Raw genomic sequence first — 15290 nt, 5'->3', positions numbered from 1 at the left:
TTGCATTGCCGCTGCCTATTTGCGGGTCAATCGGCAAGTCAGGCGATTTTTGGGTTTTGCACACCGGCCTGCCTGCGATAGCAAGCGTCGATGCCCGACGTTTCCCAGCTGCACACTTTGCCGCAAGCCGCCCCTGTCATCCCGCGCCCGCTGTTCCTGTTCGGTTTGCTGTATGGCGGGATGACCTGCATTGCCGGGGTGCTGGGGGCCAAGCAGGTTGCCATTGGCCCCCTGGCGGTGGAGGCCGGGATATTTCCATTCCTGATGCTGGTCGCAATATCGAGCGCGGTTGCCCAGCTTTACGGGCGGCCGGCGGCGGACCGGTTGGTGCGGTACGGATTCGTGCCGCTGCTCACCGCCATTTTCCTCACCTTCGTGGTGCTGCAATTGCCCGCGGATGAGGAGATGTATGAACCGGCCAAGGATGCCTTTCCTATTATCCTGGGGCAAAGTTGGCGTCTGATGGTGGCGGGCATTATCGCCTATGGCGTGTCGATGACGATGAACGTGCTGATCTTTTCCCGGCTGGCGCGCGTGGCGGGCGCGCGGCTGGTGGGGGTGCGCGCAGCGGTCGCCAGCATGGTCAGCCAGGTGGTTGACACGCTCATCTTCATCACCATTGCCTTTTACGGGGTGCGGCCGATTGCCGAACTGTTGCTCGGTCAGGCGCTGGCCAAGATTGTGCTGTCGATCGTGCTGGTGCCTGTGGTGATCCGCGGGCTGCTGATCGTGGCCGAGCGGATGGCCGCACCGACCGAGCGGGCGGCAGCCTGATCCAGCGTCACTCCACCGTTGGCAGGATGGCGGCGAGTTTCTCCACGATTTCGTCGATCTGCGGTTTTTCGATGATGAGCGGCGGGGAAAGGGCAATGATGTCGCCCGTGACACGGATCAGCAGCCCGGAATCGAATGCGCGGTGGAACACCTCCATCGCCCGCTTGGTGGGCGCGCTGGGGCGCGGTTCCAGCTCTATTCCGCCAATGAGGCCGATATTGCGGCAATCGATGACATGGCGCGCGTCGCGCAGCGAGTGGATCGCATCAGCCCAGTATTCCTCCAGCTCGACGGCCCTCTGGAAAAGCCCTTCGGACTGGTAAATGCCCAGCGTGGCAATCGCGGCGGCGGCGGCGAGCGGATGGCCCGAATAGGTGTATCCGTGGAACAGCTCGATCCCCGGCGCGGCGGAATTGAGGATGGTGTCGTGCACTTCGCGCCGCACCGCCACCGCGCCCATCGGCACCGCGGCATTGGTGAGGCCCTTGGCCAGCGTGATGATATCGGGTGTCACGCCCAGACGTTCGGCGGCGGTGGCACAGCCGATGCGGCCAAATCCGGTGATCACCTCGTCGAAGATGAGGAGAATGTCGTGCCGGTCGCAAATCTGGCGCAGCCGTTCGAGATAGCCGACCGGCGGGATCAGCACCCCGGTGGAGCCTGCCACCGGCTCCACAATCACCGCCGCGATCGTTTCCGCGCCGTGCAGCGCCACCAGCCTTTCGAGATCGTCCGCCAGTTCCGCGCCGTGCTGCGGCTGGCCTCGGCTATAGCTGTTGCGCGCCGGATCATGCGTGTGGCGCAGGTGATCCACACCTGTCAGCAGCGTGCCGAATTGCCGCCGATTGCCCACAATGCCGCCCACCGAAATGCCGCCAAAGCCTGTGCCGTGATAGCCGCGCTCGCGCCCGATCAGCCGCGTGCGTGTGCCTTGCCCGCGCGCCTTTTGATATGCGAGCGCGATCTTGAGCGCGCTGTCGACGCTTTCGGAGCCCGAATTGGTAAAGAAGATGCGGTCCAGCCCTTCCGGCATCAGCAGCGACAGGCGCGAAGCGGCTTCGAAGGCGAGCGGGTGGCCCAGCTGGAACGTGGGCGCGAAATCAAGCTGGCCGGCGGTGTGGCGGATCGCCTCGACAATCGCCTCGCGCCCGTGTCCGGCGTTCACGCACCACAGCCCGCCCGTCCCGTCGAGTACCTGATGCCCTGCGGACGCAGTGTAATGCATGTCCTTGGCCGCCACGAACATCCGCGGATGTTCCTTGAAGAAGCGGTTATCGGTGAACGGCATCCAGAAGGGAGCCAGATCGTTCGGCAGTTCGTTGGGTTCGGTCAAGGCTCGGCTCCTGCGCGGGGGTTCAAATGCGCGGGCAAACCATATCGCCCGGCCCGCCGCGCCGCCAACAGGTTCCCACGCCCGCAACCCATCGGAAAAGCCGATAGGGTGCTTGCGCATAAATATCTGTGGCGATTTCAGGCGAAACCGGACAGTATGGCACCTGCAATACACACGAATAAGGCCGTCAACGGCCAGCAGGAGGAACATTCGCACCCGGCCACGGCTTTGCCGCGCACGGGGGAGCAATGGCAACAAGGGGTCCGCAGACTGTCATGCAGGCCGAAAGACAAATGAGGGTTTTCATGAAATTGCTCAAGATCGCGGCGCTGGCCGCACCGTTCGCCCTGATATCCGCAATCGCCACGCCCGCCATGGCGCAGGACGAGGAAGAGGTCGCCGGCCCGTGGGAAGTCGATGGCGAAATTGCCGTCTTCTCCGACTACCGATTCCGCGGTGTCTCGCTGTCGGGCAAGAACCCGCAACTGACCGCTGAACTGGCCGTTTCGCATGAATCGGGATTTTATGCGGGCGTGTGGGGGTCCAATGTGGACCTCGGCAGCGGCAATGACGAGCTGGAAGTTGACCTGTATGGTGGCTGGACCACCGATCTGGGCGGCGTAACGCTGGATGTCGGTGCACTGTATTACTGGTATCCGGGCAATGACGGCTTCGATTACGCGGAAGTCTATTCGTCCATCGGCACGACCGTGGCCGGCGCGGACCTGACCCTGGGCGTCGCCTATGCGCCCAGTCAGGGCGCGCTGGGCAATACCGACAACATCTATGTCTATGCCGCCACGGAAATCCCGCTTGGGGATACGCCCTTTTCGCTATCGGGCTCGATCGGTCTGGAAGACGGCGCGTTCGGCAACAGCAAGGTGGACTGGCTGGTGGGCCTGAACATGGAAGTGACCAGCGGCGTGACCGCGTCGGTGTCCTATGTCGATACCGCTCGCGCGGGCAGCAATCTGGGCGATCCGACCGCGCTTGTCTCGCTGGCGTTCTCGTTCTGATGAAAGGGGCGGGGGTGGGCCTTCGGGCGCTACCCCCGCCACCGCCACCGCCGCGCAACCGGACACCCGATCATGACCAATGACATCGCCGCCTGGATTCGCGAACGCGGTATTGCCGAGGTCGAATGCATCGTGCCCGACATGAACGGCATTCAACGCGGCAAGGTGTTGCCCGCAAACAAGTTCCTGAAAAGCCTCACTGACCGCACGCTGCGCATTCCCGGCAGCGTCTTTGCGGTGACGGTGACAGGCGATTACCCCGAAGACATTGACGGTGTGGTCCCGTCTTTCGACCCCGATGTCGTGCTCGTGCCCGATGGCGACACGCTGCGCGAGGCGCCCGGTTTCAAGACGCCCACAGCCTATGTTATTGCCGATGCGTTCGACGGGGCGGGCAAGCCGTTCGACATCGCGCCGCGCCACATCCTGAAAAAGGTGCTGGCGCTGTTTGAAAAGCGCGGGTGGAAGCCGGTGATCGCGCCCGAACTGGAATTCTACCTCGTCTCCAAGAACCTCGACGCCGATTTCCCGCTGCAACCGCCCACGGGCCGATCGGGCCGCGCCGAAACGGGCAGCCAGCCCTATGGCCTCGAAGCGCTGAGCGAGTTCGAGGACATCATCGAGCATACCTATGACTGGTGCGAAAAGGCCGGCCTTAACATCGACACGATGATCCACGAGGCGGGAGCGGCGCAGCTCGAAGTCAATTTCGAGCATGGCGATCCGCTGGCGCTGGCCGACGAGGCGATGCTGTTCAAGCGCATCGTGCGGCAGGTCGCGCTGGAACACGGCGTCTATGCCACTTTCATGGCCAAGCCGATGTCCGACCAGCCCGGCAGCGCGATGCATATCCACCAATCGGTGCTCGATGTCGAAACCGGGCGCAATGTCTTCTCCACCGCCAATGGCCGCGACAGCGCGCTGTTCCGCAGTTACATCGCAGGCCTTGTGCGCTTGCTGCCGCAAATCTCGCCGCTGTTTGCGCCCAATGTAAACAGCTTCCGCCGGATGCGGCCCGATACCGATGCGCCGATCAATGTGCAGTGGGGCAGCGACAACCGGTCCTGCGGCCTGCGTATTCCGGTGTCGGATTCCCGGAACCGCCGTATCGAAAACCGCCTGCCGGGCGCGGATGCCAACCCCTATCTCGCCATCGCGGCCTCGCTCATCTGCGGCTATATCGGCATGGTGGAACGGATGCAGCCGCCCAAGGCGATCACCGGCAATGCCTATAACCGCGCGCGCACGCTGCCGCGCACGCTGGAAGGGGCGCTCGACCGGTTCAGCCATTGCAAGAAGGTGCGCGAATATCTGGGCGCCGATTTCTTCGAGGTCTTCTACGCCATCAAGGATGCCGAACTTTACGCTTACCAGTCGGTCATCTCCTCGTGGGAGCGTGAGCATCTGCTGCTCAAGGTCTGAGCCGTGGCTGATCCGCTGGCAAACAGCTATTACGCCGCATCGGTTGACCGGCCCGCCCCGCACCCTGCGTTGGAGGGGCAGCTATCCGCCGATGTGTGCGTGGTGGGCGGCGGTTTCACCGGGCTTTCTGCTGCGCTGGCCTGCGCGGAGGCGGGCCTCGATACCGTGCTGCTGGAAGCCGAGGTGGCGGGTTTTGGCGCATCGGGCCGTAATGGCGGGCAATTGATCCCAGGCCTCAACAAAAGCGGGCCGGAACTGGTCGCGATGCTGGGCAAGGCCCATGCCGAGGCGCTGTATCGCCTTGCGCTGTCCGCACGTGAGCGTGTGCATGACCGGATTGCCCGCCACGCGATTGATTGCGACCTGCGCGCCGGCCATTTCCATGTCGCGGCAAAGCCTGCGCATTTTGCCGCATTTGCCGAGGAGTGCGCCTTCGTCAACCGGCTGCTGGGGTACGAGGATGCGGTGCTGGTGCCGCCTGCCGAAGTCAGCCGCTATCTGGCGGTCGATGGCTATCACGGCGGGATTTACGTGCAGAGCGGCGGGCATTTCCACCCGCTCAAATACGCGCTGGGGCTGGCGCGCGCGGCCGAGGCGGCGGGGGTGCGGCTGTTCGAGCACAGCCGCGTCACCTCCGTTGCGGATGGTGTTCCCGCAACCGTCCGCACGGCCACGGGTAAAGTGCGCGCGGGGCGCGTGATCCTGGCTTGCGATGCGATGATGGCGGATCTGTCGCCCGATGCAGGGCGCTTCACCATGCCGGTGCTGAATTACAATATCGCCACCGAGCCGCTGGGAGAGGAACGGGCGCGCGCGCTGATCCCCAGCGGGGCGGCGGTGTCCGACAGCCGCTTTGTGCTCAATTACTTTCGCATTTCCGCCGATAACCGCCTGATCTTTGCCGGGGGCGAGAAATACACGCCCAAGCCGCCCGCTGACATTGCCGGTTTCGTGCGTCCGCATATGCTCAGGCTGTTCCCGCAGTTGGCTGATGCGCGGATCGATTACGCGTGGGGCGGCGCGGTGGGGATCACGCGCAACCGCCTGCCGCAATTCGGGCAGCGCGGCAATCTTCTGTTCGCGCATGGTTTTTCGGGGTTGGGCGCGCTGCTCACGACGCTGGCGGGCGATTTGCTCGCCGAGGCGGTGCAGGGCAAGCGCGACCGGTTCGATCTGTTCGCGCGCATACCGCATCGCCCGTTTCCCGGCGGCAAGCTGCTGCGCACGCCGCTCTATGTGCTGGGCATGGCCTATGCCGCTGCGAGTGACCGCCTATGATTAGCGATGCTGCCATTGCCGCAATGATTGCCGGGGAAACCGCGCACTTTGCCGCTGCCAATCCGCGTTCGGCTGAATTGGCGCGGCAGGCCGCTGCGCATTGGCACCGGGGCGTGCCGTTCCACTGGATGCTCGATTGGGGCACGCCGTTCCCGCTGTTCGTGGAACGGGCGCAAGGCGCCGAGCTGTGGGATGTGGACGGGCACCGCTTCGACGATTTCTGCCTTGGCGACACGGGCTCCATGTTCGGCCATTCGCCGCCGCCCATTGCCGAGGCGCTGGCGCGGCAAGGCGCGCGCGGCCTTACTTACATGCTTCCGGGCGAGGATGCGATTGCCGTGGCCGATGCGCTGGCCGAGCGGTTTGGCCTGCCGTTCTGGCAAGTCACATCCAGCGCCAGCGAGGCGAACCGCGCAGTCATCCGCTGGTGCCGGGGGATTACGGGCCGCGACAAGATATTGGTTTTCAACGGCTGCTATCACGGTGCGGTGGACGATGTGTTCGTCGATCTGCGCGATGGCCTGCCGGAATTGCGCCGCAGCCTGGTGGGGCAGGTCTATGATGTGCGGCAACATACCGTGGTGGTCGAGTTCAACGATCTGCCCGCGTTGGAAGAAGCGCTGGCCAAGGGCGACATCGCCTGCGTGCTGACCGAACCGGCGCTCACCAATGTGGGCATGGTGCTGCCCGATGCGGGATATCTGGAAGCGATGCGCGATCTGTGCAGCCGCCATGGCACGCTGCTGGTGTTCGATGAAACGCACACGATTTCGAGCGGCTATGGCGGCCACAGCGCGACCTATGGCCCGATGCCCGACCTTTTCGTGCTGGGCAAACCGGTGGCGGGCGGGATGCCCTGCGCGGTTTACGGCTTTTCCGCCGAAGTGGCCGAGCGGATGGAGCGGTGCCGCGCGGAAGGGGAAACGGGCCATTCGGGCATCGGCACCACGTTGTCGGCCAATGCGCTGGCGATGGCGGCGATGCGCGCCTGTTTGACCGAGGTAATGACGCGCGAGGCCTATGATCACATGTTGGCGCTGGGCGATCAGCTCGCGGCGCGGGTGGCCGAGGTTATCCGCGCCAACGGCCTTGATTGGCATGTCGCGCATATTGGCGCACGGGGTGAGTTCATCTGCGCCAGCAAAGCCCCGCGCAATGGCAGCGAGGCCCGCGCCGCGATGCAGGGGCCGCTGGAACGCGCGCTGCATCTGTTCCTCATCAATCGCGGCGTGCTTATCGCCCCTTTCCACAATATGACGCTGGTCAGCCCCGCCACCCGGCCGGAGCAGGTGGACCGGCTCGCGTCAGTTCTCGACGATTGCCTCAAGACCCTGATCGGAACATCCGCATGACCAAGCCGCCTTTCAGCTCGAACAAGATTGCTTCCGTTGACGAGGCGCGCGCCTTCTTTGCCGCGCATCCCGATGTGGACGCGGTGGACATCATCTTCACCAATCTGTCGGGCGTGCCGCGCGGCAAGCGCCTGCGCCAGCACGAAGTGATCGCGGTGTACGAAACCGGGCGTTTCCTGCCCGGATCGGTGTTGGTGGTCGATATTACCGGCCGCGATACCGAGGAGACGGGGCTGGTGTGGGAAGATGGCGATGCCGACCGCTATGTCCGCCCCGTGCCCGGCACGCTGGTGCCCGCGCCGTGGCTAGGCAAGGGGGCGGCGCAATTCCTGACCAGTTTTTACGAGCTGGACGGCACGCCCAACGATCTCGATCCGCGCCATGTGCTGGGCCGGGTGGTGGACAGCTTTGCCGAGCGCGGCTTGACCCCGGTCATGGCGGTGGAGCTGGAGTTTTACCTTGTCGATGTGGACGGCGGGCGGGTGCTGCCTGCGCGCGGGCAGGTGTCGGGCCATCGCGGCGAAGACATTCAGGTCTACGGCCTGAGGGAATTGCAGGATTTCAAGCCCTTCTTCGATGAGCTTTACGCTTCCTGCGATGCGCAAGGGCTGCCGCTGGAAAGCGCGATTTCCGAATTCGCGCCGGGCCAGTTTGAGCTGACTCTGCGGCACAAGGCCGACGCGCTGCGCGCCACCGACGATGCGGTGATGTACAAGCGGCTTGTGAAAGGTGTCGCCATGCAACACGGTTTCGAGGCGACCTTCATGGCCAAGCCCTTTGCCGACCAGGCGGGCAACGGGATGCACCTGCACATCTCGATGAATGACGAGGCCGGCGCCAACGCCTTTGCCAGCGAAGACCCCGAAGGCACGCCGATGCTGCGCCATGCGATTGGGGGCATGAAGGCATTGCTGGCCGACAGCATGGCAATTTTCGCGCCCAATGCGAACAGTTACCGCCGTTTTCGCGCCAATTCCTATGCCCCCGTTGCGCCCACATGGGGGGTGAACAACCGCACCGTATCGCTGCGCGTGCCCGCTGGCCCGCCATCGTCGCGCCATGTCGAACACCGCGTATGCGGGGCGGACGCGCATCCCACGCTGGCGAGTGCTGCCGTGCTCGCAGGCATGTTGCACGGCATCGCGCACCAGATTGATCCCGGCCCCGCGGTGGTGGGCAACGGGTATGAGCATCCAGAAGCCAAGGTGAAGCTGCCCAACAACTGGGCCGCCGCGATCGATGCTTTCGAGGCAAGCGCGGAGATGAATCGCTATCTGGGGACGCGCTTCGTGAAGAATTATGCCTGCGTGAAGCGGGTGGAAATGGCGAACTTCATGGCGCAGGTCACCGAGGCCGATTACGCTTGGTATTTGCGCAACGCATAAGGCCCGGAACAGCCCCTTACCGGCGGTGGTTCTGCGCGGTTTCGAGGAACAGCTTGACTGGCCCCGAATGGCGCGACAGGCGCCGCCAGCCAATGCCGATATCGACCGTGGGCAGGCTCTCGCGCGTGCGTTTGGCGAGGATGCGATCGCCTTCCAGCGTCCAGGGGCGATAGACGAGATCGGGCATCAGCGTAATCCCTGCGCCCGTGCCCACCAGGCTGCGCACCCCTTCGACCGAGGTGGTACGATAGGCAACGCGCGGCGGGTGGTCGAAATGCGCCCAGATGCCTTCGATCAACCCTTCCAGCTCGTCGAGGCTGAGCATCACCACCGGATCGTTTTCCAGTTGCGCCAGCGAAAGCCCGTCCACCTGCGCCAGCGGATGCGACGGGGCCAGCCACGCACGGCATTCGCTGCGCAGCAGGACTTCGAAATCGATCGCGCTCCTCTGTTCCAGCGTGGAGACATTGAGGAGAGCGAGATCGAGCTCTCCGCCCACCAGCATATGTTCGATATAGGGGCGCTTGTCTTCCACCAGCGAAACCTCGATCCGGGGGTAGAGGCGGCGGAATTGAGAGAGGAGATCGGCAAAGAAATAGCCTGTCACCAAAGGCGTTGCGCCGATGCGGATGCGGCCTTCGGTCTGGTCTTCCCCCTGCGCCACGCCCACCGCCAGATTGTTGACCGAATCAAGGATGGCGCGGGCATTGCGCAGGAACTGGCTGCCTTCGCGGGTAAGCGAAACGCCCTTGGCATGGCGGTTGAACAGCGTGAGCCCGGTTTCCAGTTCCAGCGTGCGGATCGCATCGGTCACCGCGCTTTGCGAAATGCCCACCGCATTCGATCCGCCCGATACCGAACGCGCTTCGGCCACGGCGATGAAATAGCGGAGCTGGCGCAGCGTGATGTTCATGGGCGGGCATCTTCTAGCAAGCGGATTTTCCGATAGCTATCGTTTTGCATAATCGACTGGCGCGCGCGTGGAATCAGGGCATTCTTCGCAATTGTGCACTTGCAGCATTGTCAGGCTGGGGTAGCATCACGATTTGACTGCGCAGGGACTCGCCACTGTTCCGCATCCGGTTTGGGGCTGGCATCTGAAGTTTCTGGCGCCAACAACAAGGGGCTTGACCGTCATGAGCAACTCCAGGGACATCACCATCGACATCCGGCAACTGCAAATGGGCCGCCGCTCGCTTCTGCAAGGGCTTGGCGTGGCGGCAGTCGGCATCAGTTTCGGCGGTCTGGCCGCGTGCAGCGATTCCAGCGGCGGTCTGGCCAGCACGGGCGAGGAGGCGACGCTCAACTTCTACAACTGGGACACCTATATCGGTGAAACCACGCTCGACGATTTCCGCGAGGCGAGCGGCATCACCGTGAATATGAGCCTGTTTGCGACGAACGATGAACTGTTCGCCAAGCTGCGCGCGGGCAATCCGGGGTACGACGTCATCGTGCCGTCGAACGATTTTGTCGAACGCATGGTGCAGGCCGAACTTGTGCAGCCGCTGGATCACTCGCTGATCCCCAACATGGCCAATATCGATCCCAGCTTTATCGATGTCAGCTATGATCCGGGCCGTGTCCATTCGATGCCCTATACCTGGCTGGCGCTCGGCATCGGTTACCGCAAATCCAAGGTTTCGAGCCCGCCCGACAGCTGGAAGGTGCTGTTCGATTCCAATGAATATGCAAACCGCATTGCCCTGCTTTCCGAAGCGGGCGATGTGATGCGGCTTGGTGCGAAATATCTCGGCCATTCGGTGAACGCGATCACGCCCGAAATCATCGCGCAGGTCGAAGCGATGATGATCCGGCAAAAGCCGTTCATCCGCACTTTCCACGAGGATAACGGGCAGGATCTGCTGTTGTCGGGCGAAGTGGATGTCGTCATGGAATATAACGGCGACATCGCCCAGATCATGACCGAGGATGACGATATCGATTTCGTGATTCCCAAGGAAGGCAGCCAGCTCAACTCGGATAATCTGTGCATTCCGGTGGGCGCGCCGCATCCCAAGAATGCGCATATGTTCATCAACAATCTGCTCGATGCGGAAGTGGGCAAGAAGATTACCGAGACGATCCTCTATCCCACCCCCAATGCGGCAACCAAGGCGCTGATGCCGGCCGAATACGCTGCCAATCCGGTTATCTTCCCGCCGGCGGACTTGCTCGCCAAGTGCGAGTATGCGGCCTACAACGCCACCAACCAGCCGCTGTACGAGGAAGCCTTCACCCGCATCCGTGCGGCCTGATCGCGGCATCTCTTCCTGACAGGCCCAAGGGGGGAACCGGATGGAAAGCTGGAAGAATGCCAAGGCGGTGTTTGCGGCAATTGCCGTGGCCCCGATGTTCTGGCTGCTCTTCTTTTTTCTGATCCCGCTTGGGCTTGTCTGGCTGTACAGTTTCGGCACCAATGCCAGCCTGACCGAGATCGAGATTTCGGGCACGTTTTCGAATTACGCCCGCGCTCTCGATCCGCTCTATCTGGGCATTTTGTGGAAATCGGTGCTCGTGGCGGCGGCCACCACCGTCATCTGCCTTGTGGTGGGATTTCCCGTGGCGCTGGCGATCGTGTTCGCGGCGGACAAGTGGAAGCCGTGGCTGCTGCTGGCAATCATGCTGCCGTTCTGGACGAACCTGCTGATCCGCACCTATGCGCTGATCGCGGTGCTCAGGCGCGAAGGCTATGTCAACCAGACGCTGGGTTGGCTGCACGAGCATTACGGAAACCTGATGGTGCTGGTGGGGCTGCCCGCCCCCGGCGCTTTCGAGCCGCTGGAACTGCTTTACAACAATTTCGCGGTGATCTTCGGCCTTGTCTATGTCCACCTGCCTTTCATGGTGCTGCCGCTCTATGCCGCGCTTGACCGGATGGACAAATCGCTGATCGAGGCGAGCCTTGATCTGGGCGCGGGCCATGTGCGCACGCTGCTGACGATTGTCGCCCCGCTGGCCGCGCCGGGCATCATTTCGGGGGTCATCATTACCTTTGTGCCGGCGCTGGGTGCCTATCTGACCCCCGATCTGCTGGGCGGGCCGGACAGCCAGATGATCGCCAATGTGATCGAACGCCAGTTCAAGCGCGCGAATGACTGGCCGTTTGGCGCGGCTTTGTCCTTCCTGCTGATGTATGCCACCTTCATCGCGATTGCCATTCAGGCCATGAAATCGCGCCAGGCGGAAAGGCGGCAGTGATGTTCTGGAAACGCCGCACGCCCATTGCCCCGCTCGAATATTCGCGTCGCACCTCGATGCGGCTGTGGGTGGGGCTGGTGCTGTTCTTCCTCTACGCGCCGCTGATCACGCTGATCGCGTTCAGTTTCAACGACAGCCGCCGCAATATCGTGTGGCGCGGTTTCACGCTCGATTACTACGAACGGGCGCTGAACAATGCCAGCCTGATGGAGGCGCTGCTCAATTCGCTCACTATTGCGGCGCTGGCCACGGCGGTCAGCGTGGTGCTGGGCGCGCTGGCGGCGGTGATGCTGTGGCGGTTCCGCTTTCCGTTCAAGTCAGGGGCCGAAGGCGCGATGGCCTTGCCTATCGTGGTGCCCGAAATCTGCCTGGGCGTCGCGTTTCTGGTATTCTTTGCCCGGATCGGATTTCCTGCCAACCTGCCCTGGCCGCTCAATCTGGGGCAGATCATCATCGCGCATATCACCTTCTGCTTCCCCTTCGTGGCGATGGTGGTGCGCAGCCGCCTGACCAGTTTCAACCGAGAGGAGGAGGAGGCGGCCAAGGATCTGGGCGCGAGCGAGTGGCAGACTTTCCGTGACATCCTGCTGCCGCATATGAAGCCGGGCCTGATTGCGGGCGCGCTGCTGGCCTTCACGCTCAGCCTTGATGATTTCGTGATCACCTTCTTCACCAGCGGGCCGAACACGATCACTTTCCCGGTCAAGGTCTATTCGATGGTGCGATTTTCGGTCACGCCAGAGGTGAACGCGGCATCGGCCATGGTCATCGCCATCACCGTCATTCTCACCACAATTGCGCTCAAGCTGCAAAGCCGCATGGGCCAGATCACCCAAAGGCATTGAGGCCATGGAAAGCAAGCAGCCGATCATCCAGATCAAGAATGTCTCCAAGCGGTTCGGCCCGGTGACCGCGGTGGACAATGTCAGCCTGGACATCATGCCGGGGGAGTTTTTCGTGCTGCTGGGTCCGTCGGGCTGCGGCAAGACCACGCTGCTGCGCATGATCGCCGGGTTCGAACTGCCTACCGAGGGGCAAGTGATTATCGACGGGCAGGATATGGCCCGCGTGCCGCCCAACAAGCGGCCCGTGAACATGGTGTTCCAATCCTACGCCGTGTTCCCGCATATGAGCGTGGCGGACAATGTCGGCTATGGTCTCAAGATTGCGCGGGTGGGCGGGGACGAGATCAAGAGCCGCGTGGCCGAGGCGTTGGAACTGGTGAAGCTTGACGGTTTTGCCGACCGGATGCCGAACCAATTGTCAGGCGGGCAAAGGCAGCGCGTGGCGCTGGCCCGCAGCCTGGTGATGCGACCCAAGGTGCTGCTGCTGGACGAGCCGCTTTCCGCGCTGGACGCCAAATTGCGCGCGCAGATGCAGTTCGAACTGGCCGATTTGCAGGACCAGGTGGGCATCACCTTCGTCACCGTGACGCATGATCAGGACGAGGCGCTGAGCATGGCGGGGCGCATCGCGGTGATGAACAAGGGCGAAGTGGCGCAGCTGGCGACGCCGTCCGACCTCTACGAGTTTCCGGCGAACCGCTTTGTCGCCGATTTCGTCGGGTCGGTGAACCTGTTCGAAGGCAAGCTTACGCTGGACGAGCCGGACCGGGCGGCGGTGGATTGCCCCGGTCTTGGCAAGGTGTGGCTCAACCACGGCGTTACCGGCCCGCACGGGGCGGATGTGTGGGTGGCGATCCGGCCGGAGAAGATCTACCTCCACGTGCCGGGTGACGGAAAGGCCGTGCGCGCTGCGGCCGAAGATGCGCCTGACGGGCACAATTTCGCGCGCGGCACGATCAAGGGGATGAGCTATCTGGGTGACATCACCCTGTTCGACATCAAGCTGGAATCGGGGGCAATGCTGCGCGTCTCGCGGCCCAATCTGTCGCGCCGCGATCAGGAGGATTTCACCTGGGACGACAAGGTGTCGATGCACTGGCGCGCCGACAGTCCGGTGGTGTTGCTGGGCTAGGGAATCGGCTTGCCTATCGCCAAAACCGATAGCGCTCGCTTTCCCTTTCCTATTTCCCCGGAATAGGCGCGGGGCCTAGTGTCTGGGGCATCAGCATAACCACCCGGAAAGCCTCGCATGATCGATCAGCACAGCCAGTTCATCGGTGGAAAAGCCGCACATGGCAGCGAAGCGCCCGAAGCGGTGTTCAACCCGGCCACGGGCGAACAGATCGCCAATCTGCCCAGCGCCAGCCGTGCGCAGGTGGATGCGGCGGTGGCAGCGGCGCAGGCTGCTTTCCCCATATGGTCGGCAATGACTCCGGGCGAGCGATCACGCGCCATGCTGAAGATCGCCGACCGGATCGAGGCGCTGGCGGATGATTTCGCCGCGCTCGAAATGCTCAATTGCGGCAAGCCCGTGGGCACGGTGCGCGCTGTGGATGTGGGCAATACGATCGATGTGTTCCGCTTTTACGCGGGCGCGGCGCGAACCGTGCCGGGGGTTCCGGCGGGCGAATACCGCAAGGGCCACACATCGATGCTGCGGCGCGATCCGCTGGGCGTCTGCGTGGGGATTGCGCCGTGGAATTACCCGCTGATGATGGCGGCGTGGAAAATCGCCCCCGTCATCGCGGCGGGCAACACGATTGTGCTCAAACCGTCCGAACATACGCCGCTCACCGCGCTGAAACTGGCGGAGGTTTGCGCCGAGTTTTTGCCCGAAGGCGTCGTCAATGTCGTCACCGGCGGCGGGGCCAGCGTGGGCGCGCAATTGGTGGCGCATCGCGCGGTGCGGATGGTCAGCCTGACAGGCGATGTCGCCACGGGCCGCAAGATCCTCGAAGCCGTCGCCCCCACGATCAAGCGCACCCATTTTGAACTCGGCGGAAAGGCGCCGGTTATCGTGCTGGCCGATGCGGATATCGACGCAGCCGTCGCCGCGATTGCCGAGGGCGGTTATTACAATGCCGGGCAGGATTGCACCGCCGCCTGCCGCGTGTTTGCGCACGATGCCGTGTATGAAAGGTTGGTGGCTGAACTGCAGCGCGCGGTGCAGGATATCACGATGGGCGACCCCACCGATCCCGCAACGCAATTGGGCCCACTCATCACCCCACGCCAGCGCGACCGGGTGGACGGTTTCGTTGCCCGTGCCGCTGCCGATACCGATGCGGAGATTGTGACCGGTGGCTTCGCGCCAGATGGCCCCGGATTTTTCTATGCCCCCACGCTGGTGGCGGGTGCTGGCCCGGCCGACGAGATCGTGCAGAAGGAAGTGTTCGGCCCCGTCGTCTCGGTTACCCGCTTTGGCGACGAGGAGCAGGTGCTGGGCTGGGCAAATGACAGCGAATACGGCCTCGCCAGTTCGGTGTGGACGCGCGATGTGGGCAAGGCAGCGCAATTTGCCGCGCGGCTGCAATACGGGGTGACGTGGATCAACACCCATTCGGTCAACGCCACCGAAATGCCGCATGGCGGGGTGAAGTCATCCGGCTATGGCTCAGATCTGTCGATATACAGTCTGGAACATTACATGACCACGCGTCATGTGATGATAAAGCACTGATCCG

At 63.1% G+C, this 15290-nt stretch carries 13 protein-coding genes; 11 read left to right on the top strand and 2 right to left on the bottom strand.

The annotated features are described in order from the left end of the window. Window positions 1–90 precede the first annotated feature (90 nt). On the top strand, window positions 91–774 hold the full coding sequence (locus tag WFP39_RS07145) for a queuosine precursor transporter (protein ID WP_336918603.1): 684 nt from the start codon (window positions 91–93) through the stop codon (window positions 772–774). A gap of 7 nt (window positions 775–781) precedes the next feature. Here the strand turns inward: WFP39_RS07145 and aptA are convergent, their stop codons facing one another. After that, window positions 782–2107, bottom strand: a complete 1326-nt coding sequence (aptA, locus tag WFP39_RS07140) for an omega-aminotransferase AptA (protein ID WP_336918601.1) — start codon at window positions 2105–2107, stop codon at window positions 782–784. Between the two features lie 305 nt (window positions 2108–2412). Between aptA and WFP39_RS07135 the strand changes: the two genes are divergently transcribed. From WFP39_RS07135 to WFP39_RS07115, 5 genes are all read left to right on the top strand, one after another. After that, window positions 2413–3123: a TorF family putative porin gene (locus tag WFP39_RS07135; RefSeq protein WP_336918599.1), complete on the top strand. Its 711-nt coding sequence runs from the start codon at window positions 2413–2415 to the stop codon at window positions 3121–3123. 72 nt (window positions 3124–3195) lie between these two features. Next, a complete protein-coding gene (locus WFP39_RS07130) occupies window positions 3196–4545 on the top strand; it encodes a glutamine synthetase family protein (RefSeq protein ID WP_336918598.1) in 1350 nt (449 codons plus the stop codon). Window positions 4546–4548: 3 nt separating this feature from the next. Further along, on the top strand, window positions 4549–5823 hold the full coding sequence (locus tag WFP39_RS07125; protein ID WP_336918597.1) for an NAD(P)/FAD-dependent oxidoreductase: 1275 nt from the start codon (window positions 4549–4551) through the stop codon (window positions 5821–5823). Then, a complete protein-coding gene (locus tag WFP39_RS07120; protein ID WP_336918595.1) occupies window positions 5820–7175 on the top strand; it encodes an aspartate aminotransferase family protein in 1356 nt (451 codons plus the stop codon). The genes WFP39_RS07125 and WFP39_RS07120 overlap by 4 nt, the downstream gene beginning before the upstream one ends. Beyond that, on the top strand, window positions 7172–8560 hold the full coding sequence (locus WFP39_RS07115) for a glutamine synthetase family protein (RefSeq protein WP_336918593.1): 1389 nt from the start codon (window positions 7172–7174) through the stop codon (window positions 8558–8560). The genes WFP39_RS07120 and WFP39_RS07115 overlap by 4 nt, the downstream gene beginning before the upstream one ends. 16 nt (window positions 8561–8576) lie before the next feature. Here WFP39_RS07115 and WFP39_RS07110 read toward each other — a convergent pair whose 3' ends face one another. Continuing rightward, window positions 8577–9473, bottom strand: a complete 897-nt coding sequence (locus tag WFP39_RS07110; protein WP_336918592.1) for a LysR family transcriptional regulator — start codon at window positions 9471–9473, stop codon at window positions 8577–8579. Between the two features lie 223 nt (window positions 9474–9696). On the opposite strand from WFP39_RS07110, the gene WFP39_RS07105 reads away from it, so the two are divergent. The 5 genes from WFP39_RS07105 to WFP39_RS07085 all read left to right on the top strand — a co-directional run bounded on the left by WFP39_RS07105 (window position 9697) and on the right by WFP39_RS07085 (window position 15286). Next, window positions 9697–10818, top strand: coding sequence for an ABC transporter substrate-binding protein (locus tag WFP39_RS07105; protein ID WP_336918590.1), 1122 nt, complete (start codon window positions 9697–9699; stop codon window positions 10816–10818). 40 nt (window positions 10819–10858) lie between these two features. After that, the gene (locus WFP39_RS07100) at window positions 10859–11761 is read left to right on the top strand and encodes an ABC transporter permease (protein ID WP_336918589.1); all 903 of its coding nucleotides are present in this window, start codon (window positions 10859–10861) and stop codon (window positions 11759–11761) included. Further along, the gene (locus WFP39_RS07095) at window positions 11761–12606 is read left to right on the top strand and encodes an ABC transporter permease (RefSeq protein WP_336918588.1); all 846 of its coding nucleotides are present in this window, start codon (window positions 11761–11763) and stop codon (window positions 12604–12606) included. The genes WFP39_RS07100 and WFP39_RS07095 overlap by 1 nt, the downstream gene beginning before the upstream one ends. A 4-nt stretch (window positions 12607–12610) precedes the next feature. Continuing rightward, window positions 12611–13738 carry an ABC transporter ATP-binding protein gene (locus WFP39_RS07090; protein ID WP_336918587.1) on the top strand — a complete coding sequence of 376 codons (1128 nt, stop codon included), beginning with the start codon at window positions 12611–12613 and terminating at the stop codon, window positions 13736–13738. 117 nt (window positions 13739–13855) lie between these two features. Continuing rightward, window positions 13856–15286 carry an aminobutyraldehyde dehydrogenase gene (locus tag WFP39_RS07085; protein WP_336918586.1) on the top strand — a complete coding sequence of 477 codons (1431 nt, stop codon included), beginning with the start codon at window positions 13856–13858 and terminating at the stop codon, window positions 15284–15286. Window positions 15287–15290: the final 4 nt, after the last annotated feature.

The organism is Alteraurantiacibacter lauratis (genome assembly GCF_037154155.1).
Taxonomy (GTDB): domain Bacteria; phylum Pseudomonadota; class Alphaproteobacteria; order Sphingomonadales; family Sphingomonadaceae; genus Alteraurantiacibacter; species Alteraurantiacibacter lauratis.
The sequence above is the reverse complement of the archived record's forward strand: the minus strand, read 5'-3'. Positions and strand labels throughout refer to the sequence as shown.